We start from the raw sequence: 25,954 nt of genomic DNA, 5'->3' as shown, positions 1-25,954 counted from the left end.
TCGCACGACTGGCGGCTGAATGTCCGAGTTTGGTGGAAAGCGGACATTGAAGGCGGTAAGCTGGCCGCATGAGGGTTCAACATGCGATCCGGCTTTGCGTGGTGAAACTTGCCATGTTCTCATCGACGGTAGCCGCTGAGAGCGCTTTGAAGCCTCCTGACTGCTACGATGCCGTTGTCGAAGCTCGGCTTCTTCGACAGACACCTAGCGTCTTCCCCGAGACCGATGATGGCAGCATCGTCATGATTTGGCCGTGGTTTATTGAGCTTGATGTGACGCGGGTCGTAATCGGGCCTGCGACTACTGGTCGTGTTACGGCCCTTTCTTTGCAGCATACCAAATTGCAAAATGGCCTTCGATCGAAGCGCTTTTGGCTCCGGCGTCATTCACTCGGCGGATACAATCTTCTCAGATTTGTAAAGGCTGATGGCATTCCAAGGTGCGTCGGCAACACCCAACCCACCGAGCCGCTCATCAAACCCGGATCTGACCAGTCGCTGGACAGTTTGCAGCGGGAGGGCGAACGCGCTTACCTTGCTGAACCCTAAGGTCCGCAATTGGGCGAAAGCGGACAGCGTATGACACCCGTAGCTCACGCTTCCCTCGACCTGCCAACCCATTCCGGAGCCTATTCCCACTCGATCGTGCCGGGGGGTTTCGAGGTATAGTCGTAGGTCACGCGGTTGATGCCCTGGACCTCGTTGACGATGCGGGTAGCGACGCGGGACAGAAAGCTGGCGTCGAACGGGAACACGTCGGCGGTCATGCCGTCGGTCGAAGTGACGGCGCGCAGTGCGCAGACCGAATCATAGGTGCGGAAATCGCCCATCACGCCGACGGTGCGGACCGGGAGCAGCACCGCGAACGCCTGCCAGATCGCATCGTAGAGCCCGGCGCGGCGGATCTCGTCGAGATAGACGGCATCGGCCTTGCGCAGGATATCGCAACGTTCCTTGGTCACCTCGCCGGGGATGCGGATCGCGAGGCCGGGGCCGGGGAACGGGTGGCGGCCGACGAACACGTCCGGCAGGCCCAGTTCGCGGCCGAGCGCGCGGACCTCGTCCTTGAACAGCTCGCGCAGCGGCTCGACGAGCTTCATGTTCATCCGCTCGGGTAGGCCGCCGACATTATGGTGGCTCTTGATCGTGACGGACGGGCCACCGGTGAAGCTGACGCTTTCGATCACGTCCGGATAGAGCGTGCCCTGCGCGAGGAATTCCGCGCCGCCGATCTTGCGGGCCTCGGCCTCGAACACCTCGATGAAGGTCTTGCCGATGAACTTGCGCTTGGCCTCGGGATCGGTGACGCCCTTCAGCCCCGACAGGAACAGCGTCTCCGCATTCACATGGACGAGCGGGATGCCGTAATGCTCGCGGAACAGGCCCACCACCTGATCGGCCTCGCCGGCGCGCATCAGGCCGTGATCGACGAAGACGCAGGTCAGCTGATCGCCGATCGCCTCGTGGATCAGCACCGCCGCCACCGCCGAATCGACGCCGCCGGACAGACCGCAGATCACGCGGCCCTTGCCGACCTGCGCGCGGATGTCGGCGATCTTGGCGGCGCGGAATTCGGCCATCGTCCAGTCGCCGGTCAGCCCGCAGACATGGCGCGCGAAATTGGCGATCAGCCGGCCGCCATCAGGCGTGTGGACGACTTCGGGATGGAACTGCACGCCGTAGAAGCGCCGTGCCTCATCGGAGGTGACGGCATAGGGCGCGCCATCGGAGACGGCGACGGGGGCGAAACCGGCGGGCAGCCGATCGACACGGTCGCCGTGGCTCATCCAGACCTGGTGGCGCTCGCCTTCCTGCCAGAGCCCGTCGAACAGGGCCGAACGCCCGGTCACCTCGACGAAGGCGCGGCCGAACTCGCCTTCGCCATGCCCATCGACGACCTGGCCGCCGAGCTGCTGGCACATCGTCTGCTGGCCATAGCAGATGCCGAGGATCGGGATACCGGCCTCGAAGAAGCGCTGCGGCGCGCGCGGGCTGCCTTCCTCCACCACCGAAGCCGGGCCGCCAGAGAGGATGATGCCTTTCGGCCGCAGCCGATCGAAGGCGGCATCGGCGGCGTTGAACGGGGCGATCTCGCTATAGACGCCGGCTTCGCGTACGCGGCGCGCGATCAGCTGGGTCACCTGGCTCCCGAAATCGACGATCAGGATGCAATCGCTGGGCTGGGTCATGCGCGCAGCCGATAGGCGGGCGGGCGGCGACTGTCCACCGCGCCCGCCGATCATCGATCAGCCTTCGTCGCTCAGCCGCACATATTGGACCTCGCCGAGCCGCGTGCCGCAGATGAAGCCGCGTGCGCCGCGATCCTGCGACGGTTCGACCACGCCGCCGACGCGCCAGCCGCTCCCGTCCGGCTCGACCGAGGTGACGTCCGCCCGCGCGCCCTGTGCCAGCCCCTCGGCGGCCACTGCGCAGCGCTCGGCGGCTGCATCCTCCTCGTCGCCCCGGCCGGGGCGCGGCAGGCTGCCGCCCCGATCGTCAGTGCGCGCGCCGCGATAGCCTGCGATCTCACGATCCATCTTGCGACCGACATCGTCGGCGATCCGCCCAGCGGTGATCGCCATCGCGGCCATTTCGCGTTCCAGCGCATCCTGCGCCCGCGCCACGCTGCGGCCGAGCGACCCATCCCCTGGGTTTTGCGACGCCGCCGGGGCAGTCGCGAGCAGCAAAGCGGCGAGCGCCGCCGGCATCATCGTCATCCTCATGCGTCCTCCTCGCGGCACAGCCGCAGTCGAATTGGTTGGCCTGACCTTACTACCAGCGGCTGACCGCGCGCTGAACTGCGCGTCGAATGACTAAGGCTTTGTTTACCACGTGGCCGATACAACTGCTTGATCCACGGAGTGTTTCCATGCCGCGTCGTATCCGGTCCCTGCTGTCCAGCCTGCGTGATGAAGTCCAGCATTACGCTGGCGAGAACGAGCGCATCGCTGGGCGCACCAACCTGCTGGCGCTGAACGCCACAATTGAAGCCGCTCGATCCGGCGAGGCCGGGCGCGGCTTCGCAGTGGTGGCGCAGGAAGTGAAGGCGCTGGCCGGGCTCGCGCGAACCTCGTCCGTCAAGTTCCGGGCCGATGTGCTCGACCGGCTGGCGCTGGGCGCGCGCATCGCCGACGAGATGGTGGCCGAGATCGAAGGCGCGCGGCTCGTCGAGCTTGCGCAGACCGTGATCCAGACGGTCAGCCGCAATCTGTTCGCGCGCAGCATCGACCTGCGCATGCTGGCGACCGATCCGGCGGTGATCGCAGGCGTGATCACGCAGACGCCCGAAGCGCTGGCGGCGGGCGCCGCGCGGATGCGCACGCTGAGCCGCTTTTCGCCATATTATCTGAACGTCTTCGCCGCCGCCGCCGATGGCCGGGTCGCGATGTCCGCCAATGATCATGCGCGGGTCTGTTCGACGAACATGATCGGCCAGCCGCAATTCACCACCGCAATGGCCAGCCGCGACGCAGGCGACTGGTTCACCGACGAGGTCTGGTTGAACCCCTGGTCGGACGACCGCGCCGTGCTGGTGCTGGTCAGCGCGATCCGCGGGCCGGACGGCACCACGGCGGGCGTTATGTATGTCGAGTTCGACTGGGAGACTCACATCACCGCCCAGATCTCGGACCGCAACCTGTTCGGCGAGGCGGACAAGGGCCGCAGCCGGGTGAGCATCGTCGATCAGATGGGTCGCATCGTCGCATCGTCATGGGGCGCGCCGTTCGGCACGCTGGCGACCATCGGCAAGGGCGCACGCGGGCTGGAAACCCGGCCCGACGCGATCGCCGCCCACGCGCGTGCGCTGCCCTATCATGGCTTCGATGGGCTGGGGCTGGCCTGCCTGATCGAGCAGCGCATGCCGACCGAGCAGGAAATCGGTGCCCAGTTGGCGACAACGCGCAAGGCGGCGTGAGCGGAGCTGATCTTACCTTCTCCGTTGGCGCTCACCATGTCGAAGCCCCGTCCTTCTCGCGCAGAGAGAGGACCGGCACTTCGACAAGCTTGGCGCAAACGTGAGTAGGTCAGTTTCCTGAAGCCGCAGCCCCTGCCGCTGGGGCCGCCATTCCGGTCCATTTGCCGATGAACGCCCACATATCGGCATATTCCTCGATCTGCTTGTCGGTCGGCTTGCCGGAACCGTGGCCGGCGCGCGTCTCGATGCGGATCAGGTGTGGCTTGTCCCCGATCCTTGCGGCCTGCAGCGCGGCGGCATATTTGAAGCTGTGACCGGGCACCACGCGATCGTCGGTGTCGGCGGTCGTCACCATGATCGCCGGATAATCCTGCCCACTGCGGATATTGTGATAGGGCGAATAGGCGCGCAGGATCTTCCAGTCCGCCTCCTGCGACGGATAGCCATAATCGTCGACCCAGTAGCGGCCGGCGGTGAAGCGATCGAAGCGCAGCATGTCCATCACGCCGACCGCGGGCAGCGCGGCGGCGAACAGATCAGGCCGCTGATTGACGACCGCGCCGACCAGCAGGCCGCCGTTCGATCCGCCGCGGATCGCGAGCTTGTCCTTGGTCGTGATGCCTTCGCGGATCAGATATTCGCCCGCGCCAATGAAATCATCGAACACATTCTGCTTGTTGTTCAGCCGCCCGCCATCGTGCCAGGCCTTGCCATATTCGCCGCCGCCGCGAATGTTGGCGACCGCGAACACGCCACCCATCTCCATCCACGCCAGATTGGCCGGGCTGAAGCTGGGCGTGACCGAGATGTTGAACCCGCCATAGGCGTACAGCAGCGTCGGCGCGCCGCCCTTCAGTTCCAGTCCCTTCCGGTGCACCACGAACAGCGGCACCTTCGTGCCATCCTTCGAGGCGAAGAAGCGCTGGCTGACCTCATAGTCTTCCGGCCGGAATGCCACCTTGGGCAGCGCGAACGGCGTCGCTTGGCCGCTGGCCGAGTCGTAGCGATAGATGCTGGTCGGCACGTTGAAGCTGGTGAAGGCATAGAACGCTTCCGGATCGCCCGCCTCGCCGGAAAAACCCGCCAGCGTGCCGATGCCGGGCAGCGCGATCTCACCGGCGGCCTTACCGTCGGGCGTGTAGAGCTTCACCTGCGACTTGGCATCGACCAGATAGGCGATCGCCAGCTTGTCGCCCACCATCGTCGCCGAATCGATCGTCGACTTCGCTTCGGCGACGATCTGCTGCGGCGGCGCGGACGGGTTGGCCGCATCGAGCCGCACCACCCGCTGGAGCGGAGCGCCCTTGTTCGTCACGAACCACAGGCTCGTGCCCTGCGTGCCGACCAGCTGCCAGTTATTCTCCAGCCCCTTGATCAGCGTGAACGGCTTCCAGTCCGGCTTGGACAGATCGACGAGCGTGATCTCGTAGCGATCGTCGGTGCCTTCGCTGCTGGTGATCACCAGCCAGCGGCCATCGTCGCTGACCTGCGCGGCATTGTTCAGCTTCGGCCGATCGGGCGTCGCATAGATCAGGCGATCGGCAGACTGGGGCGTGCCCAGCTTATGGAAGTAAATCTGCTGATTCTCGTTCAGCGACTGATATTCCGCGCCGGCCGCAGGCTCGGCGAAGCGCGAATAGAAGATGCCCGAGCCGTCCTTCGCCCAGGCGAGCCCGGAGAATTTGACCCACTTGATTTCGTCTGCCGCGGTCTGGCCGCTGGCGACGTCTAGGATCTTGACGGTGCGCCAGTCGCTGCCGCCGTCCTGGATCGCATAGGCAAGCTTCGTACCGTCGTGCGACGGCTCCCATTCACCCAAGGCAGTCGCGCCATCCTTGGCCCAGAGATTGGGATCGATCAGCAGCTTTTCCGCGCCGCCCAGCCCGGTGCGGACATAGAGCGGGGACTGGTTCTGCAGGCCGCTGTTGCGCGTATAGAAATAGGCCTGGCCGGCCTTCCGCGGCACGCCGAACCGTTCGTAATTCCACAGCTGTTTCAGCCGCGCCTCGGTCGCGGCACGGCCGGGCAGCGTCGCCAGATAGGCGTCTGTCACCTGGTTCTCTGCCGTAACCCAGGCGCGAACCTTCGGATCGGTGCGGACGTCATTCTCGAGCCAGCGATAGGGATCGGGCACCCTCTGGCCGAACGCATCGTCGACGACGGCGCCGGCTTCGGTCTTGGGATAGGCGATCGTCTGGGCGGCGGCAGGCATGGTCATCGCGGATCCCAGCATCAGGGTGGCAAGCAGCAGTCTCATCGAAATCCTTCAGGCAAAAAGGAAAGGCCGGAGACTAGCGTCCCCGGCCTTGCCCGCAACCTTTCGATGAAGCGAAACGCCCGATCAGGCGGCTTCGTCCAGATCGTCATCATTCTGCACCGGGCCCGAGTCCTGGCCCTTGGCGGAGACGTCGCGATCGACGAACTCGATGATCGCCATCGGCGCAGCGTCCGAAGCGCGGATGCCCGCCTTGATGATGCGGGTGTAACCGCCGTTGCGATCCGCGTAGCGCGACGCGATCACATCGAACAGCTTCACCAGCTGGGTATCGTCCAGCAGCCGCGAATGGGCCAGGCGGCGATTGGCGAGGCCGCCCTTCTTCGCCAGCGTCACCAGCTTTTCGACATAGGGACGCAGCTCCTTGGCCTTGGCGACCGTCGTCAGGATCTGCTCATGCTTGATGAGCGCAGCCGACTGGTTGCGGAACAGGGCAAGGCGGTGGGTCGAGGTCCGCTGAAGCTTACGACCGCCTACACGATGGCGCATGTCTCTTTCCTTCGTTCGTCAGGGGGCCGGATCAGGTACCCCAAGCCAGGCGGTGTTGAGGGCTACCGCCAATCGCCCGTCCGATTGGAGCGGATGCCTTGCGGCATCCGCGCCGATCAGAATTCCTGTTCCAGCTTCTTGGCCATTTCCTCGATATTCTCAGGCGGCCAGCCGGGGATTTCCATGCCCAGCCGCAGACCCATCGAGGCCAGCACTTCCTTGATCTCGTTCAGCGACTTGCGGCCGAAGTTCGGGGTGCGCAGCATCTCCGCCTCGGTCTTGCCGACCAGATCACCGATATAGATGATGTTGTCGTTCTTGAGGCAGTTTGCCGAGCGGACCGACAGCTCGAGCTCGTCGACCTTCTTGAGGAGGTAGCGATTGAGCTGGTTCGAGTCGCCTTCCGGCTCCGCGCCCAGGCCCGCGCCCGACGGGATCGCATGGCCGATCGGCGCCGACGGCTGGACCATCGCATCGTCGAAGTGGACGAACAGCTGGAGCTGGTCCTGCAGGATGCGCGCCGCATAGGCGACGGCATCGTCCGGCGTGACGGTGCCGTCGGTCTCGACGGTCAGCGTCAGCTTGTCATAGTCCAGTTCCTGGCCGACGCGGGTATTCTCCACCTTGTAGGCGACCTGGCGGACCGGCGAGTAGAGCGCATCGACCGGGATCAGGCCGATCGGCGCATCGGCCGGGCGGTTGGCGGACGCCGGGACATAGCCCTTCCCGATGTCGGCGGTCAGCTCCATGTTGAGCGTCGCGCCCTCATCGAGATGGCAGATCACCAGATCGGGGTTCATCACCTCGATATCGCCGGAGACGGCGATGTCGCCCGCAGTCACCTCAGCCGGGCCGGTCGCGGCCAGCTGGAGGCGCTTCGGGCCTTCGCCCTGCATCTTGAGCGCGATCTGCTTCACGTTCAGCACGATGTCGGTCACGTCCTCGCGGACGCCCGCCAGTGACGAGAATTCGTGAAGGACATTCTCGATCTTGATCGAGGTGACGGCCGCGCCCTGCAGCGAGGACAACAGCACGCGGCGCAGCGAGTTGCCGAGCGTGAGGCCGAAGCCACGCTCCAGCGGCTCGGCGACGAAGGTCGCCTTGCGCTTGCCATCGCCGCCGGCCTTCTTCTCAAGGCCGTTCGGCTTCTTCATTTCCTGCCAGTTCTTTGCGTTGACAGCCATCTGGGTCCCCTTGGGGGTTGGGCGCCCGCGCGTCCGCAGGCACCGGGAAAACAATCGGGCGCCGGTGGGCGGCGCCCGCAGGCCGGATCAGACGCGGCGACGCTTGGACGGGCGCACGCCATTGTGCGGGATCGGCGTCACGTCGCGGATCGAGGTGATGTGGAAGCCGACCGCCTGCAGCGCGCGGAGCGCCGATTCACGACCCGAACCGGGGCCCTTGACCTCGACCTCGAGCGTGCGGACGCCATGTTCGGCGGCCTTCTTGCCGGCATCCTCGGCCGCGACCTGCGCGGCATAAGGCGTCGACTTGCGGCTGCCCTTGAAGCCCATCATCCCCGCCGAGGACCAGCTGATCGCATTGCCCTGGGCATCGGTGATGGTGATCATGGTATTGTTGAAGCTGGCGTTCACATGCGCCACGCCGGCGGTGATGTTCTTGCGCTCGCGCCGCTTGATGCGCTGGGGTTCGCGTGCCATTTTTCTGTCCTGACCTAGTCTTGCTGTAGCGCCGGTTGGGCCATCGCCGTGTGGCGGGCCGCCGTCCGGCGGAGTAATCGGGGCCGCCAGTCCCCCGGACTGGCGTCTCTCCGATTACTTCTTCTTGCCGGCGATCGGCTTGGCCTTGCCCTTGCGGGTGCGCGCATTGGTATGCGTGCGCTGGCCGCGGACCGGCAGGCCCTTGCGATGGCGGAGGCCGCGATAGCAGGCCAGATCCATCAGCCGCTTGATGTTCATCGCCACCTGGCGGCGGAGATCGCCTTCCACGGTGTAGTCCGCATCGATCGTCTCGCGGATATGGAGGACTTCCTGGTCCGTCAGATCCTGGACGCGACGCTGCGGCTCGATGCCCAGCTTGGCGGTGATTTCCTTGGCCTTGGCGGAACCGATGCCGTGGATATAGGTCAGCGCGATTTCGACGCGCTTGTTGGTCGGGATGTTGACACCCGCGATACGAGCCATGTGTGACTTTCTCCTGCTCCACGAGACGGCTGGCGACCGTCTCATCTCGACGCGTGAACCCGAAACCACGAAAAGCCGACGCGCGCATAAGCTGCGCCGCCGGGGGCCGGTGTCTCGGGATGCGCGCGGCTTACGGGCGGCGGGCCAAGCTGTCAAGCGAGTCGGGTCGCGACGCCCCTCCCCTCATCGCTCCTGCGCAGGCAGGGGGCAACGAAGTGGACGTCGGCACCTGCCTTCGCAGGCGAGGCGGAGTGGGCTAGACGGTGTGGGCCACATCCGGAGACCGCCCTTGCATCGCCGCACCTTTCTTGCCGCCGTTCCCGCGGCCGCTGCCGCCGCCACGCTCGCCGAGGCGCAGCCGCGTCCGCGCGTCGGCCCCGCCACCGCCCCTTCCGCCCGTGCGCGCGCACCGATCTATGGCGGGGTCGATCGGCCGGACGTGCGCGCCGGGGATCGGGTGACGGGCGCGAGCTTCGCCACGCGATCCGCCGTCTATGGCGCGAACGGCGCGGCCGCCTCGTCCCACCCCTATGCCACGCAGGCCGGGCTCGACATATTGCGCCGGGGCGGGTCGGCGGCCGACGCCGCGATCGCAATCAACGCCTGCCTCGGATTTCTCGAGCCGACCGCCAACGGCATCGGCGGCGATCTCTATGCGCTGGTCTGGAATCCGAAGACGGGCAAGGTCGAAGGGCTGGCCAGCTCGGGCCGATCACCGCGCAATCTGTCGCTCGCCACCGTTCGTGCGCGCGCGCCGAAAGGCACTCTGCCCGCCTATGGCGCAGTCACCGTGTCGGTGCCGGGCACGGTCGACGGCTGGTGGGCACTGCACCAGCGCCACGGCAAGCTGAAGTGGAAGGAGTTGTTCGCCGCTGCGATCGGCTACGCCACCGAAGGCGTACCGCTGTCGCCGGTGGTGGCCGAATATATGGTGCTGGCGCTTCGCGGTTTCCGCCGCCCCGATCGCGGCATCGAAGAGACCATGAACGCGCTGCGCACCTATATGCCGAATGGCGAGGAGCCGCGCGAAGGCCGAATTTTCCGCAATCCCGATCTGGCGCGGACGCTCGCCACGATCGCCGACGACGGCCGCGACGCATTCTATGATGGGCCGATCGCGGATACGATCGAGCGCTATTTCAAGCGTATCGGCGGCTGGCTGACCCGCGCGGATCTGGCGGCGCACAAGGCAAAGTGGAGCGATCCCGCCAGCACGACCTATCGCGGCGTCACCGTCCATGCGATCGCGGAGAACACGCAAGGCGTCGCCACGCTGCAGATGCTGAACATGCTGGAACGGTTCGACATGGGCGACGAAGGCTTCCTCAGCCCGCGCTCGATCCACCTGCAGGCCGAAGCCAAGCGCCTCGCCTATGAGGATCGCGCCCGATATTATGCCGATCCGGAGTTCGCGAAGGTGCCGGTCGAATGGCTGGTCTCCAAGGACTATGCGCAGCAGCGCGCCGCGCTGATCCGCCCGAACGCCATCAACCGCGACGTGAAGCCGGGTCGCGCGCCAAGCCGCGGCGACACCACCTATTTCTCGGTCGCCGACAAGGACGGGATGATGGTTTCGCTGATCCAGTCCAACTTCCGCGGCATGGGATCGGGTCTGGTGGCCGATGGGCTGGGCTTCATGTTCCAGGACCGCGGCCAGCTCTTCTCGCTGCAGGACGGCCACCCGAACCTCTATGCGCCGGGCAAGCGCCCGTTCCAGACGATCATCCCCGGCTTCGCGACCGCGGGCGGCCAGCCCTGGCTGTCGTTCGGCGTGATGGGCGGCGACATGCAGCCGCAGGGCCAGACCCAGATCATCCTCGACCGCGTGGATTACGGGCTGGACGTGCAGGCGGCGGGCGATGCGCCGCGCTGGCATCACGAGGGATCGTCCGAAACGATGGGCGAGGATGCCGGCGACGAACCCGCGACCGGCCTGCTGCGGCTCGAGAGCGGCGTGCCGGCGCGCACGAAGGCCGCGCTGGCAGAAATGGGCTGGACGATCGGCGCGTCGGACGGCGGCTTCGGCCGCTACAGCTGCGTCGAACGCATGCGCCAGCCGGGCGAGCGCGTCTATGCGACCAGCGCCGACATGCGCGCGGATGGGGTAGCGCTGGCTTATTGAGCAGCATGTCAAATATGCTGCGGGTATCAGCCGTCGTAAGTGAGACCGATAAATCGGCCGCTAAGGCCGAAAAAAAGATGCGGGGCCGGAGATCAGTATCTGCCCGCTTCGGATATGCCTTGGCGAGCCTCCTTGTTATCGGCTGCTCCAATAGCCCGGTCGTCGAGCTCGACGACGGCAATGTTCTTGTCACCGTGGACCTGAACCTGCAGGGCAGCCGATGGATCGTAAATGTCTTCAATCGATACGGCCGCGCGTCCGATGAGATTTTTGCGGCGAGCGATCGCCGGCGCAGTAATCTCTATCTGACGCCTTCGAATCAGCTCGTCGTGATTGAACAGGGCGGCGAAAGCGCCTTTTTCGCCCTCCCCGCGATCGGCCGTCCCGTGGCGTTGAACGAACAGCGGCTCAAGGAACGTGACACGGCGTCCGAGCGCTGGCGCTTCGTGGGCGTGATAGCCGGCAAGTCGTTCGTGCCAGATGCCGTAGAATGCATCCCGCTCCTTGGCGAAGGCTTCTCGCCTTATCGACGCCAGTATCAAATGCCACATCACTGCTGAACGCAGCGTCACAAGGGAGACGTTCCGGGCAACATGAGCAGCGGGAAGGTCAATCAGCGCCCCCCCATAGGTTCGGTCAGGCCAGCCCCTCCACCTTCACCTTCCCCCGCTCTACCGTCGCGGTCGCGCGGGTCGCGATCTGGCCGTCGCGTGTGCTGACCTTGTCCAGCACGCGATACTGGGTATTCCAAAGATCGCGGCCGACGTCGCAGAGCAGGTAGCCGCGCTGGTCGTTGGTCCATTTCAGTTCGGGGCTGTTGGCGATGATTTGCTCGGTCCCGTAGCGCTTGTCGCCGCCATCGCCGCCCGAACTGATCGACGTCGAAACAAATTCGACCGCGACCGGCCGATCCGGCGTGGCCGAAGGGGCCACTTCGCCCGCGAAATTCTGATGCTCGTCGCCGGTCAGCACCACGACGTTGCCAAGGCCCTTCATCGACGAAAGCAGCCGATCGCGCGGGGCGAGATAGGCGGCCCAACTGTCGATATTGCGGATCGGCACGGGTTCCTTGCCCGTCCGGCGATCCAGCCGCATCATCATGATCTGCTGGCAGACCGCATTCCAGCGCGTGCCGGCTCCGCGCAGCCCATCCACCAGCCACTTCTCCTGCTGCGACCCCAGCACCACCGCCTTGGGATCGCTGGTGCCCGGGCAATCGGGCTTGAAGCCGTCGTCGCAGGGCTGATCGCTACGAAACTGGCGGGTGTCGCAGAAATGCGCGGTCAGCAGATCGCCGTAGCGCTGCCGGCGATAGACCTGCACGCCGCTGGCGTTGGGCATGCTCGCACGGCGGACCGGCATATGTTCGTACCAGGCCTGCCAGGCGGCGGCGCGGCGATAGCGGAAAATGTCCCGCGGGGTGTCGTCCTGGTCGATATCCTGCACCCAGTTATTATCGATCTCGTGATCGTCCATCGTGACGAACCAGGCGGCGGCGGCATGCGCGGCCTGCAGATCGGGATCCAGCTTGGCCTGCGCATAACGGCGGCGATAATCGTCGAGCGAATAGATCTCGCCGCCGACCACCTCGCGCACGAACGGCTTTAGCCGACCGTCATAGCCGATTGCGACCGGCTGGGCCCGCCCCTCATAGATATAGTCACCATAATGATAGACGAAATCGAGGTCGGCCTCTGCCGCCATGTGCCGATAGGCCGTGTAGAAGCCATCCTCATAGGCCTGGCAGCCGGCCACGCCGAACCGGACCTTTGCCGCCTGCAGGGGCACGGTGCGCGCGGTGCCGACGATCGATCGTTCGCGCCCGATCCGGAAGCGGTACCAATAGGGCCGGCCCGGCTGCAGCCCGCCGACTTCGACATGGACAGCATGGCCAAGCTCGGGTCGTGCGATCGCCTTGCCGGCCTGCGCGATGGTGGCGAAGCGGCTGTCCGCCCCCACTTCCCATTCCACCTCGACCGGCACCATCGGCATGCCACCCTGCTGTTCGAGCGGATCGGGGGCGAGCCGCGTCCAGATCACGAAGCCATCGGGCGCAGGATCGCCGGCGGCGACACCCAGGCGGAACGGATAGTCCCGGAACACAGCCTGCGCGCGCAGGATCGCCGGCGCGCCGAGCGCGCCCGCGCCGAGCGCCCCGATGAACTGCCTGCGATCGAACTCCATTCACATGCTCCCTTGGACGACGGCCCTGACTAGACAGCGCCCGCACGGTTGCAAATGGCGCGGGCGGATGACGGCGCGATGACCGGCGTCGATCAGCCTTGTACCGACGGCGGCGCGGTCGATCCGCGCACGATCAGCTGATGGTCGAGCAGGCGGTGCCCCGCCGCGGCATCGAGCAGCAGGCCAGCCGCGGCATGGCCGAGTTCGCGAGTCGGCTGGTGGACGCTGGTGAGCGGCGGCCACAGCATCCCCGCCAGATCAGTATCGTCGAACCCCGCGATCGAGACGTCGCCCGGCACTGCCAGCCCACGTTCGTGTGCGATCGCCATCACGCCCGCCGCCATATCGTCGTTGGCAGCGAAGATCGCAGTCGGCGGCACGGCCAGATCCAGCAGCTGGGCGCCGGCAGCACGGCCGCTGGCAAAATCGAAGCGGCCCGGCCGCATCAGCGCAGGATCGGGCGTGATTCCGGCCACCGCCAGCGCGCGGGCATGGCCGGCCGCGCGCTCGGCACTGGCGGGATGGCCGGGATGGCCACTGACGAAGCCGATCCGGCGGTGGCCGAGCGCGATCAGATGCGCAGTCATCGCTTCCGCCCCCGCGGCATCGTCGATCGAGACCGACGCGGCCGTATCGGTGATGCCGGGCGCGATCCGCACGAACGGCAGCTTGCGTCGGGAAAGTTCGGCCAGCAGCGGGCGGTTCTCGCCGACCGGGGGCGACAGGATCAGCCCATCGATGTGCGTCTCGAAGAACAGGGCCCGGATCTCGTCAACCAGCGCCGGATCGAAGGCATCGCATTCGTGCGGGATCAGCCGGAAGCCGCGTTCGCGGCACCCTTCGCGGACGCCGGCCAGCAGGTGGAACACATAATAGGGGCTGGGATTGTCGTAGAGCACGGCGACCTGCCACGATTTCGCGCCGGCGAGGGCGCGGGCAGCGGCGGACGGGCGGAAATCGAGCGCGGCCATCGCCGCTTCCACTTTCAGCCGCGTGGCATCGCGGACATAGCGTTCCTTGTTGATGACCCGCGATACGGTCTTGATCGAGACCCCCGCCCGATCCGAAACGTCGCGAATGGTGGAGCGGTTGGGCATCAGTCGCGGCCGATCAGGTGGAAGCGATTCTGCCTGCCATCCGCCCAGATGACCTCGCGGCCGTCGAAGATCATGTCCTCTTCCAGCCGGAACGGCACGCGCTGCCCGCCCCATTCGGGCACCGCGCGCGTGGCGGCCAGCTCGATCGACCAGAAAGTATCGGCACGCACCGGCCCGGCGCCGCGCGGGCCCGGCGCCTGATCGTCCCAGAAGCCGATCGCCGGGCCCGCTCCGTGGCCATGATGGCCGATCGGGTGAGAATAGATGCTGGCATCGATACCGCGCGCCGCGGCCGCCTTGCGCGCGACCAGCAGCAGATCATTGCCGGTCGCGCCGGTCCTGAACGCGGCGACGAGCCCATCCTGCGCGGCATTGGCATCGGCAAGGCCGGCACGCAGCCCAGCCGGAGCCTCTCGCTCGCCCGGCTTCAGCACATAGCCCAGATGCTGGGTATCGGTGGCGAGACCGAGATGCATGATACCGAAATCGGTCCACAGCAGATCACCGGGCAGGATCACTTCGTCTCCCGAAAGCTCGGCCGCGCCCTGCCGGAAGATCGAGACCGAGGGCTGGAACCAGACCGACAGGCCGAGCGCACGGACCTTTTCGCGCATCCACCAGACGACATCGCCGGCGCGGGTTTCGCCGGGGCGGATCACCTGGCTCGAAAAGGCCTCCGCGATCACGCCATGCGCGATGCGGACGATCCCCGGATAGGCGGCGCGCTCTTCGGGAATGCGGGTCTGCAGCCAATCGATCGCGAGCCCGCCGGCCGGCACGATCCGCTGCCTGAGCGCCGGCGGCAGCGCAGCGACCAGCGCATCATGCTGGCTGGCCGTCAGGCCATCGGCAAAGGCGCTGTCGGCCGATATGTTAAGCGCGATGCGGCGGGGGTCGCGGGCCGCGATCAGCTTTGCCACTGTCGCCCACTGGGGTTCGGCCGCCGGATCCCAGGCGGGCGCGAACAGCCCACCCAGCCCATAACGGCTGACGGTCAGCCGCTCGATCGGCTTGTCGCCGCCCGGATCGAACAGCACCAGGATAGTGCGGCGGCGCGCATGGAAGCTGCGCGCATCCAGCATGGTGGCAAGCACCGGATCCTCGGCATATTCGCGCGCCACCAGCACCCACATGTCGATGCCGTGCGCGCGCATCAGTCGCGGCAGCAGCGTATCGAGTTGCTTCGCCAGCCAGGCATCGCGCGTGGCCGCGTGGTCCTTCAGCGACGCGATCGCCGGCATCGCGGGAGCCGGCTCCTGCGCGCGGGCGGGCGCGCCCGCCAGCAGCAGCGCAGCGATCAACGGACGCCTCATGCGATATTCTCCCGACCGGCAATCGTGGCGAAGCGCCGCGCGAGGATCGCGCAGGCGATCAGCTGGATCTGGTGAAACAGCATGATCGGCAGCAATATCATACCGATCTGCGTCGGCGCGAACAGAATGCCTGCCATCGGCACGCCCGCGACGAGGCTCTTCTTCGAACCGCAGAACAACAGCACGATCCGATCCTCGCGCGCGAAGCCGAGCAGACCGCCGAGACCCCAGCTGGCAGAAAAGATGACTGCCAGCAGCGCGCAGCTGAGCGCCACCACCGTCACCAGATCGATCAGCGACACCAGCGACCACAACCCGCCGACCACCGCCGCCCCGAACGCGACATAGACGACCAGCAGGATCGAACCGCGATCGACCAGCCCGACCAGCCCCTTGTGACGCGCGACGAAGCCGCCGATCAGCGGCCTGGCGAAATGGCCGGCCAGAAACGGCGCCAGCAGCAGCAGCAGAATCTTCTCGAGCGCGTCGAAGGACATGCCGGCATGCGCGTTCATGGTAAGCGCGACCAGCGCCGGTGTCGCGAAGATGCCGATCAGCTGCGACAGCGACGCGCTGCACAGTGCCGCGACGACATTGCCCCCCGCGATCGAGGTGAAGGCGATCGATGATTGCACGGTCGACGGCAGCAGGCACAGGAACAGCATCCCCGCCGCCAGCGTGGGATCGAGCAATGGCAGCTGAGCGAGGGCCAGGCCGAGCAGCGGGAACAGGAGGAAAGTCATTCCGACCACCGCCAGGTGAAGCCGCCAGTTGCGCGCGCCCGCCCAGATCGCCTCGCGCGACAGTTTCGCGCCATGGAGGAAAAACAGCAGCACGATGCCGCCATCGGCCAGATTCGCGAACAGCGGGACCGCCGGCCCGCGCGGCGGCAGCAGCGATGCCAGCACGACGGTGCCGACCAGCAGCAGGATGAAGGGATCCGCGACCGCGCGCGCCGCCGTCCGCAATCCGCCCGCCGTCACCGTCCGGCAGCCCCGCAATAGAGCAGGCGTCCCTCGGGCAGTTCGGCCAGCAGCGTCGCGATCTCGGCCGGCGAGACGACGAAGCAGCCGTCGCTGCGGCCGAGCACGCCCTGCTTGGCGACGATCTCCGGCCCGACATACCAGGCCGAATGGATCACGATGGCCCGCGGATCGGCCAGATCGTTGGTCAGATCGAGACCGACCAGCCGGCGTGCGGCGCCGTGCACGCCTTCATAGCGGCGACCGGTGAGATAGGCGCCCTCCGAACTGCACAGTGATCCTTCGACGTTCGAGAAGCGCTGGACGAAGCCCGTATGGTCAGGATCGGACCCCTTGCCGTGCGCGACCAGCATCGAGCGGGTGGTGCCATCGATGATGTTGACGATGTGCAGTCGCGGCACCGACGATGGCTTGCCATAGTCGACGATGCCAATCCGATCCCGCGACCAGAAGCGGCCGTTGTGCCGTGCCAGCGCATCCAGCGCACGCGCGCGCAGCAGCGGATCGAGCCCCGGATCGGCACCGGCCAGCCCGCCCGCGAACGGCACTTCCGCCCGCGCCGGCAGCGCAGCCTGCGCCAGGCAGGCCGCCGCCCCGCGGATCAGCATTCGACGATCGATCTTCATGCGGGGGACAGCTTCTCCGATTTATTTCGCCCAGCGGTGCCGATCCGCCGCTGAAGCGTTGCGAAGCGATGGCCTCGCGCGCTACCTGTGGTTTTCGCAACTGGGCCACCCACAACCCGAGCGAGTGGAGTTCCATGTTCCCCTTGAATGATCGCTGGTCAACCCATCTGGCGCTTGCCGCCGCGGTGATGCTGTCTCCCGCTGCGACCGCGTTCGCGCAGTCGGCCGCGCCCGGGGCCGTGGACGACGCCGTGACTTACACGCCGGATGCCGCGCCAGGCGCGCCGATCCAGCTGCTACCGCCGGCCGCGCCGGCGGCGCCGCGGGTTTATCCGCAGCTGACTGAGGCGCAGGCCCAGGCTTTGGTGCGGATGCTGCGCGATGCGCCCCAGCATGGGCTGGCGGCCGCGCGCATCCCGTCTGCCGACGCATCCGATCGCACGGCACTGATCGACGCCGCGATGGCGCAGGCGGTGCGGCTGCGCAACGGCCAGCTCTCCCCGACCGATTTTCCAGAGGATTGGGGTCTGCGCCCGGCCCCTTATGACCCGTGGCCCGATTTCAACCGCGCGGTGGCGGATGGCCGGCTGGCGCAGTGGATCGCCGATCTGCCGCCGCCCTATGCTGGCTATGATGGGCTGCGCAAGGCGCTGGCCCGTTATCGGACGATCGCCGACAAGGGCGGCTGGCCGCGCATCGCGGAAGGACCGCCAATCGGCAAGGGCGCGACCGGCCCGCGTGTGGCGAGCCTGCGCAAGCGGCTGCGCGCCGAGGACGACACGATAGCGGCTACCGGTGAGTTCGACACGGCCCTGCAGACCGCGCTGCAGCGCGCACAGAAGCGGTTCGGGGTCGAGCCGACCGGCACGCTCGGCCCGGCGACGCTGGCCGCGCTCAACGTTTCGACCGATGACCGTATCGGTCAGATCATGGCCAACATGGAACGCTGGCGCTGGCTGCCGCGCGAGCTTTCCACCAATCGCATCCAGGTTAACATCGCTGCAGCGGTGCTGACCCGGTTCGAAGGCGATACGCCGGTAAGCTCCATGCGCGCGGTGACCGGCCGGCCCGGCGACGAAACGCCGATGCTGCAATCGAGCATTCATAGCGTGGTGCTGAATCCGCCGTGGAACGTGCCCACCTCGATCGCGACCAAGGAGCTCTGGCCCAAGGAGCGCAAGAATCCCGGCTATCTAAAGCGCAACGGCTTCCGCGTGATCGAGACGCCGGAGGGCGGCAAGCGGCTGCAGCAATCCTCCGAGCGCAGCGCGCTGGGCAAGCTGAAGTTCGATTTCGACAATCCCTATGCCGTCTACCTGCACGACACGCCGGCCCAGGCCACGTTCAATCAGTTCGACCGGCTGGCCAGCCATGGCTGCGTGCGGCTGCAACGACCGGTCGAACTGGCCAAGGAAGTGTTCGCGACGACGCCCGAATGGACGCCGACCGCGATCGACGAGGCGCTGGCCAAGGGCAAGACGGTGCGCGCGAAGCTCGCCCAGCCGGTGAGCATCTATCTGCTCTATTGGACGGCGTTCGCATCCGGCAACGGTGCCACCAGCCTGCGCGCCGATCCGTACAAGTGGGACAAGCTGCTGGCCGACAAGCTGGCGGCCAAGGGCGCCACCACCGACGCGCCGACCGTCACTGCCAGCCGCGCCCCCCTTCGTTGAGGAAACCGATGATCCGTATCGCCACCGCCACATTGCTCGCGTCCGGCCTGGCGCTGGCCGCCTGTTCGGGCAACGCCCCGCCGCCGCCGCCGGTCGAAAATGACAGCTACGAGGCGCCGCTGCCGCCGGTCGAGCCCGAGCCCGAACCTGCGAACGCGGCGGAGCCCGCACCGGTGGAGAACGTGGCGGTGGCTGCCGAGCCGCTGCCAGAGCCATCGATCGACGAGCAGACGCTGGAGGATGCCGAGGCGACCGGCATGACCGCACGGCTGCCGGCCAATAGCGAGGAAAGCCCTGCCGAATCCGAGCAATAGCCAGGTCTCGGGTTTGCCGGCTTAACGGTTCGGTAGGGATAGGCTGCTACGCACGTCACATCGATTCAGGACGTGCGTATGACTGTATCCGCCCATCTCGACATGGCCGCCCCGGCGTCCGAGCAGGCGCCCCGCCGCGCGCGTCGATTGTCGGTCAAGCTGGACGCTGCCTTGCGCCAGCAAGGCGCATCGGGTGCGCCCGTGCAGCTGATCGATCTTTCGACCGACGGCTTCCAGACCGAAACCTTTGAGAAAGTCCGCATCGGCACCCAGGTGTGGCTGCGGCTGCCGGGTATCGAGCCGCAGCAGGCCCGGGTCTGCTGGGTTCGCGGTGCGCGGATCGGCTGCGCTTTTCTGACGCCGCTGCACGCAGCCGTCCTCTCGCGGTTCGTGCCGACCGCCTGACGCACCTCTTGCCCGCGCTGTGATTCGGTCGCATTGCTTGGCGGTCGGGTGTTGGGGGCCAGTCGAATGAGCGATATCGTCTTCGTCTCTTACGAGCCGGAGGACAAGCCGCGGGCGGACGCGATCATCGCCGCGCTGCGCGACAAGGGCGTGATCGTGGTCGGCGACCAGCCGGTGCCGCCGGGCGCGAGCCGGCGCGAGACGTTTGCGAGCGCGCTGGAAATGGCCTGGGTGGTGGTCGTGCTCTGGTCAACCGCATCGACCGCGCGTGGGGATGGCCGCCATGTGGCGACCGAGGCCGCGGGACCGCGCGATCGCGGCGCCTATCTTGGCGTACTGCTCGACAAGGTGGCCCCGCCGTTCGGCTTCACCGGTCTACAGACGGTGGACATGGGCGGCTGGAGCGGCGCGCGCGATCGCAAGCTCGACAAGCTGGTCGATGCTGTCCAGAAACGGCTGGCCGCGCTGCCCGCCGGTGCCTTCGAAGACGAGGCGCCGCCCAAGCAGGGCAAGGGCAAGCTGATCGCGCTGCTCGTCGCCGCCGTGCTGATCGTGGCAGCGGCAGCGCTGTTCCTTCTGAAGCCATGGGAAAGCCGCGAGAGCGCCGAGCAGATGGTGCTGGCGCGGTTGGCGGCGATCCCGTGCGCGTGGCTGCAGGTCGATCCGGTCGACAACGGATCCGCCGGCAAGCTGGTGCTGACCGGCGTTTCGGACGACCCCGAGCGCGCGGGCGAGACGATCCGCAGCCTTTATCGCGGCGAAGGCATGCCGATGACGGTGACGACCGACCGGATCGCGCGGATCGGATCGGCCGGCTGCCCCGCGATCGACGTGCCCCGACGGCTGCGCAAGGAGGAAGGCACCCGCCTGCGCGTGAACAGCGAAGGCGTCGGCCAGATCGCAGGCACCAATCTCGCCGAGGCACGCGTGAAGCTGAACTTCGACGGCGGTGACCGCGCGATGGCGCTGTTCGGGCTCGAGCCGTCCGGCAAGGTAACCTGGGTGCTGAACGACTTCGCCGCGCTCGAGGCGCTCAAGGATTACGACGTCGGCCTCGTGAAGGAAGGCGATCGCGGCTACGAATTCTCGGTGCGGTCCGACCATGTCGGATGGACCGGCTTGCTTCTGGTGACGGGATCGAAGCCCCTGCCCGAGCAGCCACCGCAGGGCACGGTGCAGGAAGCCAAGGCCTTTGCCGATTATCTTGGCCGGGTAACCGAAGGTACCGACGCCGAAGCCGAGATGGTCTGGTACAATATCCGGCCGCAATGATCGGCGAATTCATGCCGCCCCCGTGCCCAATATCACAACGCGACTCGGGCGAACTGGTGTAAAAGCATGGCAACGATCGGGATGCAGACTGCGCTGCCGATCGACATGAATTCAGGAGAATCCAATGCGTGCCACGTTCAAGATCGGTGCCCTCGCGCTGCTTCTCGCGTCAACCGGCATTGCGTTCGCTGCGGAACCCGATGCCGAGGTCAACGGCTTCGTCTGTGAACTGACCGGCGACTGCGACGCCCCGGCAGCCGTCGCTAACGCGCCCACCGCCGCCGCCCCGAGCGGCGCGCGCACGTCCAGCACCCGCGGCTTCACCTTCGCTCGTTCGCGCGCTGCGGGGGAAACCGCTCGGATCGCACCGGCCAACGGCCAGGCGATGGCATCCGCCGCGCCCGCCAGCGCACCGCGCGCCGCTGCACCGGCCCAGCCGGGCGCCGCGAACCTGAAGCTGGATTTCGCATCGGGATCGGCGACGCTGACCGAAGGTGCCAAGGCCCGCCTCGCCAAGCTGGCCACCGCACTTGAGACACCGAAGCTGGCGAGCCACCGGCTCCGGATCGAAGGGCATACCGATGCCGTGGGATCGGCCACGTCCAACCGCGCGCTTTCGCAACGCCGTGCCCAATCGACGGCCGATTATCTGGTCTCGGCGGGTGTCGATGCCAGCCGCCTCGAAGTCGTGGGGCTCGGCTCCAGCCGGCCGCTGCCGGGCGTGCCCGCCACTTCGGCGACGAACCGCCGCGTGATGGCAGTGGTGCTGAACTGAACCGAACCTCCCGCCGCGCGCGATCGCGGCGGGCGGACCCTTTCCAGGGGAGAGCCGGCGGCGCGACAGCGCCGCCGGCTCAGTCGAACCCGAACCACCAGATCAGCATGATGTTGATTGCCAGCAGCGGGATCGCCGTAGCAACCTGCGCGCGGATCACGCCGTTGCGATCCTTCAGTTCGAGCAATGCCGCCGGCACGATGTTGAAATTCGCCGCCATCGGCGTGAGCAACGTACCGCAGAAACCACAGAGCATGCCGATCGCAGCGATCACCGCAGGATCGCCGCCATCACCGCGGATGAGCAGCGGGATCGCGATCGCCGCAGTCATCACCGGGAAGGCGGCAAAGGCATTGCCCATCACGATGGTGAACAGCGCCATGCCCACGCCATAGGCCGCGACAGCGACGATGCGGCTGCCCTGCGGGATGGCCGCACCGGCGAGACCGCCGACGATTTCCCCCACGCCCGCCAGCGCGAAGACGGCACCGAGCGCGGCCAGCATCTGTGGCAGCACAGCCGCCCAGCCGACCGCATCCATCAGCCGCCGCCCTTCCTGGAACGGCGCGGCTGCACGCGGACGCAGCCAGGCGTAACAGGCGGCCAGCGCGAGCAACACGCCGAGCGCCAGGCTGACGAGCGTGACCTGTTTCGTCTCCACGATGCCGGGCACCGCCTTGAACAGGAAGGTGCCGCCCAGCGCGGTGGCGGGGACGATCAATGCCGGGATGAACAGCCGGTTGCGGCGGTGCGCCGCTTCCGCCAGCCGCTCCTCGACCGTGCTGGTCTGCGGGGCACTCCGGCCGAGCGCCCCGGCGCCGGCGAGCGTCACCAGCACGACCACCAGCACGCCGTTGCCGAGATCGCCCAACCGATCCCCGGCCAGGAAGCTGAGCGCGACCAGCCCCCAGAAGGCCGCGGTGCCGATCCGTCGCGGGTGCGCGGCATCGGCCAGCGTAAGGCCTGCAAACAGCGCGAACATGATGCCCGCCAGCAGATAAACGAAGCCGAGCCCGATCATCGCCCGTACCGCCGATCCATCATCAGCAGCCGCGCGCCGTGGATCATGAAGGCGGCGATCGCGGTCGGGATCGCCCAGACCGACAGCTGGAGCGGTTCCAGCACGATGCCATAGCCTTCCAGAAAGCCCTTGATCAGCAGGATCGAGGCGATCGCCAGGAAGATATCCTCGCCGAAGAACAGTCCGATATTATCGGTGGCGGCAGCCATCGCCTTCACGCGTTCGCGGCCGTCCGGATCGATGCCAGGCTGCTGCTGTGCCGCCGCCGCCTCCGCCATCGGCGCCACCAGCGGCCGGACCGTCTGGGCATGGCCGGCGATCGATGTCAGCCCCAGCGCCGCGGTGATCTGGCGGAACAGCAGATAGGCCAAAAGCAGGCGACCGACGGTCGCGCCGCGCAGATCGGTGATCAGCAGGCGGGCGCGTTCCTGCAGCCCGTGCCGTTCCAGCAGCCCGATCACGGGTAGGACGATCCAGATGATCGCGATGTAGCGATTGTCGTTATAGGCTTTGCCGAACGCTGCCAGCAGCGCGAGCGGGCTCATTCCCGCGCCGAGCCCCGTCGCCAGGGCCGCAGCCGCCACCACCAGCAGCGGATTGATCCGCAGCAGAAAGCCGATCACCACCACCAGGATGCCGGCCAGCGGCAGATATTGGCTCATCCGCGCTCTCCCTTGCGGTGTCGGGTCCGGTGCTAGCGGCTCCGCAGGCGCGCGCCAACAATCGCTTGGAAGCCGCGCCACTTGCGGCCATGAGCACCGCCATGTCCGGAACCGACGACCGCTACATCCTCGCCCGCTATGCCGGGGCGGTACCCCCCGCGCCCGAATGGTACGCCGCTGCGATGGCCGCCTGCCCTGCCCCCGCCTTCGTCGAAGTGGATGGCGCGCGGATCGAGTATCTCACGTGGGGCGAGATCGGCGCACCCGGGCTGCTGCTGGTGCATGGCGGCTGGGCGCATGCGCACTGGTGGGCGCACTTGGCACCGATGCTGGCCACGGGCCGGCGCGTGGCTGCGCTTTCGCTGTCGGGCATGGGGGGATCGGACCGGCGCAACGCCTATTCGATCGCGCAGCATGCCGACGAGATGCGCGCAGTGGTGCGCGCGGCGGCGCTCGATGCGGCCGGCGCGCCGGCCGCCGCCGGCCACAGCTTCGGCGGGGCGCCGACCGTGCTTGCCGCCGCCGATCCCGAACCCTGGCTTTCGGCCGCGATCGTGATCGACGCATCGGTGAATATGGTGCGGTCCGAGGCGAACCAGGGCATGCGATCGCCACCGCGTCCGCCTTTCGCGACGCTGGAGGACGGCCTTGCGCGCTATCGGCTGATGCCGCCCCAGGCATGCGCCAACGATTACATCGCCGATGGGATCGCGCGGCGCTCGTTCCGCCCGGTCGACGGCGGGCTCGGCTGGGCTTTCGACAATGACTATGGCGCGAAGGTGACGCTGACCGACAGCCGCATCAACCTGAAGCGCGCACAGATCCCGATCGCGACGATCTACGGCGATCGATCGCTGATCGTGACCGACGAAATTCTGGAAGGCCTGCGCCGCGACGCCCCCGATATGCCGCTGATCGGCATCCCCGACGCCGGCCACCACGTCATGATCGATCAGCCGCTGGCAACCGTCGCGGCGCTGCGGGCGGTGCTGGCGCTCCTATCGTAGCGACAAGAAAGCGGGCGAGCCGGCGGCGATAGTCGTTGCTTGCAAGCCCGGTGGTTTCGGCATGGCCGAGGCCGGGCACGATCCACAGGCTCGCCAGCCTTGGTACTGCGCCCGCCAATGCGCGCGTTTCTGCCGGGGGTGTCGACCGGTCATTCCCCCCGCCGATCACCAGCACGGGCGCCTTGAACGCGGCGATCGCGGTCATCGGGGAGATGGCGTCCGGCCATACGCCGAGCCGGGCCCGCGTCTGGAAGGACAGCAGCGGCTCCAGAAGCGTCGCGATCGGGCGGCCGAGGCGTTCGGCGATCCGATTTCGGATCGCGTGGCGGATATCGGGGTAGACGGCCTGCAGCACCAGCGCGTCGACATCGAGCGGACCATCTTCGCCCAGCAGCGCGGCGGCGCCGCCCATCGACGCGCCCACCACAGCGATGCGGCGCGCCGGCTGGCGCCTGCGGAGCCAGGCCAGCGCGGCCGCTGCGTCGCGCGCTTCGTTCACGCCGAAGCTGCGCGGACGCGGGGCGCTCTCGCCATGCCCCCGGAAGTCGATCGCCAACACTGCATAACCACGCGCGGCCAGCCACCCCGCCGTTGCCGCGTGCTGCAGGCGGTTCGATTGCACCCCATGGAGCATCAGGACTGCCGGCGTGTCTGCGGCCCGCCCGGGCCAGTAGCTTCCGGCGACCGTGGCGCCATCGGACGCGACGGTTGTCATCGCTTTGGCCGGCGAGGGTGGATCTGAGATCGCCATCGGCCGGGGTGCGACCATCGCCGATCCGGCCAGCCAGCTCGCCAGTAGACCGAGCGCTAGGCCCGCCGCAGACCCGAACGCCAGCCACCGTGCCATTCAGAGCAAGGTCCGCAATGTCCAGAGTTCGGGGAAACAGCGCTTTGCGACCGTGGATTGCAGATACGGCACGCCCGCGGTGCCGCCGGTGCCACGCTTGCCGCCGATGATGCGGCTGACCGTCAGCACATGCTTGTGTCGCCAGTTGGCGAGCGCATCGTCGAGATCGACCAGCTTTTCGGCAAGCTGATAGAGCTCCCACCAGCGCTCCGTGCCGCGATAAACCTCGGCCCAAGCGCGTTCCACTACGGCATCCGGCTGGTAAGGCTGCGACCAATCGCGCTCGAGAACATGCATCGGCAGATCGAAGCCGGCGCGGGCGAGCGCGCGGTTCGCTTCATCCCACAGGCTTGGCGCATGTAAAGCAGCTTCGAGCGCGGCGCGCGCTTCCGGACGATCCGCCTGATAGTCGAGATGGCCCGCAGCCTTCAGCCCGAGCAGGAATTCCACGGTACGGAACTGATCGGACTGGAAGCCAGACGAGCCGCCCAGCACGCCGCGGAAACGGGTGTAGTCGGACGGCGTCATCGTCGTCAGCACATCCCAGGACAGAGTCATCACCGCCTGAATACGGCTGACCCGGGCGAGGATCTTGTAGGCTTCGACCAGCGCATCGTCGCGCACCAGCGCCATCGCCTGGTGCAGCTCCGCGATCATCTGTTTCAGCCATAATTCCTTGGTCTGGTGAATGACGATGAACAGAAGCTCGTCATGTTCCGGCGAGATCGGATGCTGGCTGGCGAGAAGATCATCGAGCGCCAGATAGCGGGCATAGGTCATATCGGTCATGACGGGTGGAATAGCCCGCGGCGCGCCGCTGCGATATACTG

The 25,954-nt window shown here is 67.1% G+C and carries 26 protein-coding genes; 10 read left to right on the top strand and 16 right to left on the bottom strand.

From position 1 onward, the window contains the following. Positions 1 to 98 precede the first annotated feature (98 nt). Positions 99 to 548 carry a hypothetical protein gene (locus ABC347_RS02135; protein ID WP_413244140.1) on the top strand — a complete coding sequence of 150 codons (450 nt, stop codon included), beginning with the start codon at positions 99 to 101 and terminating at the stop codon, positions 546 to 548. 80 nt (positions 549 to 628) lie between these two features. Here ABC347_RS02135 and guaA read toward each other — a convergent pair whose 3' ends face one another. Then, complete coding sequence (gene guaA, locus ABC347_RS02130; protein WP_413244139.1) at positions 629 to 2,188, bottom strand: glutamine-hydrolyzing GMP synthase; 1,560 nt, start codon at positions 2,186 to 2,188, stop codon at positions 629 to 631. 57 nt (positions 2,189 to 2,245) lie between these two features. After that, positions 2,246 to 2,722 carry a hypothetical protein gene (locus ABC347_RS02125; RefSeq protein WP_413244138.1) on the bottom strand — a complete coding sequence of 159 codons (477 nt, stop codon included), beginning with the start codon at positions 2,720 to 2,722 and terminating at the stop codon, positions 2,246 to 2,248. 146 nt (positions 2,723 to 2,868) lie between these two features. On the opposite strand from ABC347_RS02125, the gene ABC347_RS02120 reads away from it, so the two are divergent. Beyond that, complete coding sequence (locus ABC347_RS02120; protein ID WP_413244137.1) at positions 2,869 to 3,915, top strand: methyl-accepting chemotaxis protein; 1,047 nt, start codon at positions 2,869 to 2,871, stop codon at positions 3,913 to 3,915. A gap of 109 nt (positions 3,916 to 4,024) precedes the next feature. On the opposite strand, the gene ABC347_RS02115 is transcribed toward ABC347_RS02120, so the two are convergent. The 5 genes from ABC347_RS02115 to rpsM form a co-directional block, all read right to left on the bottom strand. Beyond that, positions 4,025 to 6,172, bottom strand: coding sequence for a prolyl oligopeptidase family serine peptidase (locus tag ABC347_RS02115; protein ID WP_413244136.1), 2,148 nt, complete (start codon positions 6,170 to 6,172; stop codon positions 4,025 to 4,027). Between the two features lie 84 nt (positions 6,173 to 6,256). Continuing rightward, on the bottom strand, positions 6,257 to 6,679 hold the full coding sequence (rplQ, locus tag ABC347_RS02110) for a 50S ribosomal protein L17 (RefSeq protein ID WP_413244135.1): 423 nt from the start codon (positions 6,677 to 6,679) through the stop codon (positions 6,257 to 6,259). Positions 6,680 to 6,795: 116 nt separating this feature from the next. After that, complete coding sequence (locus ABC347_RS02105; protein WP_413244134.1) at positions 6,796 to 7,863, bottom strand: DNA-directed RNA polymerase subunit alpha; 1,068 nt, start codon at positions 7,861 to 7,863, stop codon at positions 6,796 to 6,798. 87 nt (positions 7,864 to 7,950) lie between these two features. Beyond that, a complete protein-coding gene (rpsK, locus tag ABC347_RS02100; protein WP_107969344.1) occupies positions 7,951 to 8,340 on the bottom strand; it encodes a 30S ribosomal protein S11 in 390 nt (129 codons plus the stop codon). A 114-nt stretch (positions 8,341 to 8,454) separates the two neighbouring features. Continuing rightward, complete coding sequence (gene rpsM, locus ABC347_RS02095) at positions 8,455 to 8,823, bottom strand: 30S ribosomal protein S13 (protein WP_413244133.1); 369 nt, start codon at positions 8,821 to 8,823, stop codon at positions 8,455 to 8,457. A gap of 289 nt (positions 8,824 to 9,112) precedes the next feature. On the opposite strand from rpsM, the gene ABC347_RS02090 reads away from it, so the two are divergent. Then, positions 9,113 to 10,945: a gamma-glutamyltransferase family protein gene (locus ABC347_RS02090; protein ID WP_413244131.1), complete on the top strand. Its 1,833-nt coding sequence runs from the start codon at positions 9,113 to 9,115 to the stop codon at positions 10,943 to 10,945. Between the two features lie 5 nt (positions 10,946 to 10,950). Further along, on the top strand, positions 10,951 to 11,505 hold the full coding sequence (locus tag ABC347_RS02085) for a hypothetical protein (RefSeq protein WP_413244130.1): 555 nt from the start codon (positions 10,951 to 10,953) through the stop codon (positions 11,503 to 11,505). A gap of 76 nt (positions 11,506 to 11,581) precedes the next feature. On the opposite strand, the gene ABC347_RS02080 is transcribed toward ABC347_RS02085, so the two are convergent. The 5 genes from ABC347_RS02080 to ABC347_RS02060 form a co-directional block, all read right to left on the bottom strand. Then, the gene (locus tag ABC347_RS02080; protein WP_413244129.1) at positions 11,582 to 13,129 is read right to left on the bottom strand and encodes an alkaline phosphatase D family protein; all 1,548 of its coding nucleotides are present in this window, start codon (positions 13,127 to 13,129) and stop codon (positions 11,582 to 11,584) included. Between the two features lie 92 nt (positions 13,130 to 13,221). Beyond that, positions 13,222 to 14,226, bottom strand: coding sequence for a LacI family DNA-binding transcriptional regulator (locus ABC347_RS02075; protein ID WP_413244128.1), 1,005 nt, complete (start codon positions 14,224 to 14,226; stop codon positions 13,222 to 13,224). Next, positions 14,226 to 15,539, bottom strand: coding sequence for a M24 family metallopeptidase (locus ABC347_RS02070; protein ID WP_413244127.1), 1,314 nt, complete (start codon positions 15,537 to 15,539; stop codon positions 14,226 to 14,228). The genes ABC347_RS02075 and ABC347_RS02070 overlap by 1 nt, the downstream gene beginning before the upstream one ends. After that, positions 15,536 to 16,522, bottom strand: coding sequence for a bile acid:sodium symporter family protein (locus ABC347_RS02065; protein WP_413244126.1), 987 nt, complete (start codon positions 16,520 to 16,522; stop codon positions 15,536 to 15,538). The genes ABC347_RS02070 and ABC347_RS02065 overlap by 4 nt, the downstream gene beginning before the upstream one ends. Then, the gene (locus ABC347_RS02060) at positions 16,519 to 17,148 is read right to left on the bottom strand and encodes a murein L,D-transpeptidase catalytic domain family protein (RefSeq protein WP_413244125.1); all 630 of its coding nucleotides are present in this window, start codon (positions 17,146 to 17,148) and stop codon (positions 16,519 to 16,521) included. The genes ABC347_RS02065 and ABC347_RS02060 overlap by 4 nt, the downstream gene beginning before the upstream one ends. Before the next feature lie 134 nt (positions 17,149 to 17,282). Between ABC347_RS02060 and ABC347_RS02055 the strand changes: the two genes are divergently transcribed. The 5 genes from ABC347_RS02055 (at position 17,283) to ABC347_RS02035 (ending at position 21,587) form a co-directional block, all read left to right on the top strand. Next, complete coding sequence (locus ABC347_RS02055) at positions 17,283 to 18,821, top strand: L,D-transpeptidase family protein (RefSeq protein ID WP_413244124.1); 1,539 nt, start codon at positions 17,283 to 17,285, stop codon at positions 18,819 to 18,821. Between the two features lie 8 nt (positions 18,822 to 18,829). Further along, a complete protein-coding gene (locus ABC347_RS02050) occupies positions 18,830 to 19,135 on the top strand; it encodes a hypothetical protein (protein WP_413244123.1) in 306 nt (101 codons plus the stop codon). 78 nt (positions 19,136 to 19,213) lie between these two features. Next, positions 19,214 to 19,540 carry a PilZ domain-containing protein gene (locus ABC347_RS02045; protein ID WP_413244122.1) on the top strand — a complete coding sequence of 109 codons (327 nt, stop codon included), beginning with the start codon at positions 19,214 to 19,216 and terminating at the stop codon, positions 19,538 to 19,540. 66 nt (positions 19,541 to 19,606) lie between these two features. Continuing rightward, the gene (locus ABC347_RS02040; protein WP_413244121.1) at positions 19,607 to 20,812 is read left to right on the top strand and encodes a toll/interleukin-1 receptor domain-containing protein; all 1,206 of its coding nucleotides are present in this window, start codon (positions 19,607 to 19,609) and stop codon (positions 20,810 to 20,812) included. Between the two features lie 124 nt (positions 20,813 to 20,936). Then, positions 20,937 to 21,587, top strand: coding sequence for an OmpA family protein (locus ABC347_RS02035; protein WP_413244120.1), 651 nt, complete (start codon positions 20,937 to 20,939; stop codon positions 21,585 to 21,587). 79 nt (positions 21,588 to 21,666) lie between these two features. On the opposite strand, the gene ABC347_RS02030 is transcribed toward ABC347_RS02035, so the two are convergent. Continuing rightward, positions 21,667 to 22,608 carry a DUF979 domain-containing protein gene (locus tag ABC347_RS02030; RefSeq protein WP_413244119.1) on the bottom strand — a complete coding sequence of 314 codons (942 nt, stop codon included), beginning with the start codon at positions 22,606 to 22,608 and terminating at the stop codon, positions 21,667 to 21,669. Next, entirely contained in the window at positions 22,605 to 23,270 is a 666-nt protein-coding gene (locus ABC347_RS02025) for a DUF969 domain-containing protein (protein WP_413244118.1), read from the bottom strand. Before ABC347_RS02025 ends, ABC347_RS02030 begins: the two co-directional genes overlap by 4 nt. 101 nt (positions 23,271 to 23,371) lie before the next feature. Here ABC347_RS02025 and ABC347_RS02020 point away from each other — a divergent pair, with 101 nt between their 5' ends. Then, complete coding sequence (locus ABC347_RS02020; protein ID WP_413244117.1) at positions 23,372 to 24,277, top strand: alpha/beta fold hydrolase; 906 nt, start codon at positions 23,372 to 23,374, stop codon at positions 24,275 to 24,277. Here ABC347_RS02020 and ABC347_RS02015 read toward each other — a convergent pair. Next, positions 24,213 to 25,124: an alpha/beta hydrolase gene (locus ABC347_RS02015; RefSeq protein WP_413244116.1), complete on the bottom strand. Its 912-nt coding sequence runs from the start codon at positions 25,122 to 25,124 to the stop codon at positions 24,213 to 24,215. The genes ABC347_RS02020 and ABC347_RS02015 overlap by 65 nt on opposite strands. After that, on the bottom strand, positions 25,125 to 25,913 hold the full coding sequence (locus tag ABC347_RS02010; protein WP_413244115.1) for a tryptophan 2,3-dioxygenase: 789 nt from the start codon (positions 25,911 to 25,913) through the stop codon (positions 25,125 to 25,127). Positions 25,914 to 25,954 lie beyond the last annotated feature (41 nt).

Origin of the sequence: Sphingomonas canaveralia, from assembly GCF_047238125.1 — a bacterium.
GTDB lineage: Bacteria > Pseudomonadota > Alphaproteobacteria > Sphingomonadales > Sphingomonadaceae > JBDFMH01.
The sequence above is the reverse complement of the archived record's forward strand: the minus strand, read 5'-3'. Positions and strand labels throughout refer to the sequence as shown.

Bases quoted from the DNA above. Each gene is read 5' to 3' on its own strand.
- ABC347_RS02015 (WP_413244116.1), bottom strand. From the start codon at position 25,124: ATGGCACGGTGGCTGGCGTTCGGGTCTGCGGCGGGCCTAGCGCTCGGT.
- ABC347_RS02070 (WP_413244127.1), bottom strand. From the start codon at position 15,539: ATGAGGCGTCCGTTGATCGCTGCGCTGCTGCTGGCGGGCGCGCCCGCC.
- ABC347_RS02085 (WP_413244130.1), top strand. From the start codon at position 10,951: ATGTCAAATATGCTGCGGGTATCAGCCGTCGTAAGTGAGACCGATAAA.
- ABC347_RS02025 (WP_413244118.1), bottom strand. From the start codon at position 23,270: ATGAGCCAATATCTGCCGCTGGCCGGCATCCTGGTGGTGGTGATCGGC.
- rplQ (WP_413244135.1), bottom strand. From the start codon at position 6,679: ATGCGCCATCGTGTAGGCGGTCGTAAGCTTCAGCGGACCTCGACCCAC.
- ABC347_RS02060 (WP_413244125.1), bottom strand. From the start codon at position 17,148: ATGAAGATCGATCGTCGAATGCTGATCCGCGGGGCGGCGGCCTGCCTG.
- rpsK (WP_107969344.1), bottom strand. From the start codon at position 8,340: ATGGCACGCGAACCCCAGCGCATCAAGCGGCGCGAGCGCAAGAACATC.
- guaA (WP_413244139.1), bottom strand. From the start codon at position 2,188: ATGACCCAGCCCAGCGATTGCATCCTGATCGTCGATTTCGGGAGCCAG.
- ABC347_RS02125 (WP_413244138.1), bottom strand. From the start codon at position 2,722: ATGAGGATGACGATGATGCCGGCGGCGCTCGCCGCTTTGCTGCTCGCG.
- ABC347_RS02050 (WP_413244123.1), top strand. From the start codon at position 18,830: ATGATCCGTATCGCCACCGCCACATTGCTCGCGTCCGGCCTGGCGCTG.
- ABC347_RS02080 (WP_413244129.1), bottom strand. From the start codon at position 13,129: ATGGAGTTCGATCGCAGGCAGTTCATCGGGGCGCTCGGCGCGGGCGCG.
- ABC347_RS02055 (WP_413244124.1), top strand. From the start codon at position 17,283: ATGTTCCCCTTGAATGATCGCTGGTCAACCCATCTGGCGCTTGCCGCC.
- ABC347_RS02035 (WP_413244120.1), top strand. From the start codon at position 20,937: ATGCGTGCCACGTTCAAGATCGGTGCCCTCGCGCTGCTTCTCGCGTCA.
- ABC347_RS02120 (WP_413244137.1), top strand. From the start codon at position 2,869: ATGCCGCGTCGTATCCGGTCCCTGCTGTCCAGCCTGCGTGATGAAGTC.
- ABC347_RS02030 (WP_413244119.1), bottom strand. From the start codon at position 22,608: ATGATCGGGCTCGGCTTCGTTTATCTGCTGGCGGGCATCATGTTCGCG.
- ABC347_RS02045 (WP_413244122.1), top strand. From the start codon at position 19,214: ATGACTGTATCCGCCCATCTCGACATGGCCGCCCCGGCGTCCGAGCAG.
- rpsM (WP_413244133.1), bottom strand. From the start codon at position 8,823: ATGGCTCGTATCGCGGGTGTCAACATCCCGACCAACAAGCGCGTCGAA.
- ABC347_RS02115 (WP_413244136.1), bottom strand. From the start codon at position 6,172: ATGAGACTGCTGCTTGCCACCCTGATGCTGGGATCCGCGATGACCATG.
- ABC347_RS02020 (WP_413244117.1), top strand. From the start codon at position 23,372: ATGTCCGGAACCGACGACCGCTACATCCTCGCCCGCTATGCCGGGGCG.
- ABC347_RS02105 (WP_413244134.1), bottom strand. From the start codon at position 7,863: ATGGCTGTCAACGCAAAGAACTGGCAGGAAATGAAGAAGCCGAACGGC.
- ABC347_RS02010 (WP_413244115.1), bottom strand. From the start codon at position 25,913: ATGACCGATATGACCTATGCCCGCTATCTGGCGCTCGATGATCTTCTC.
- ABC347_RS02040 (WP_413244121.1), top strand. From the start codon at position 19,607: ATGAGCGATATCGTCTTCGTCTCTTACGAGCCGGAGGACAAGCCGCGG.
- ABC347_RS02075 (WP_413244128.1), bottom strand. From the start codon at position 14,226: ATGCCCAACCGCTCCACCATTCGCGACGTTTCGGATCGGGCGGGGGTC.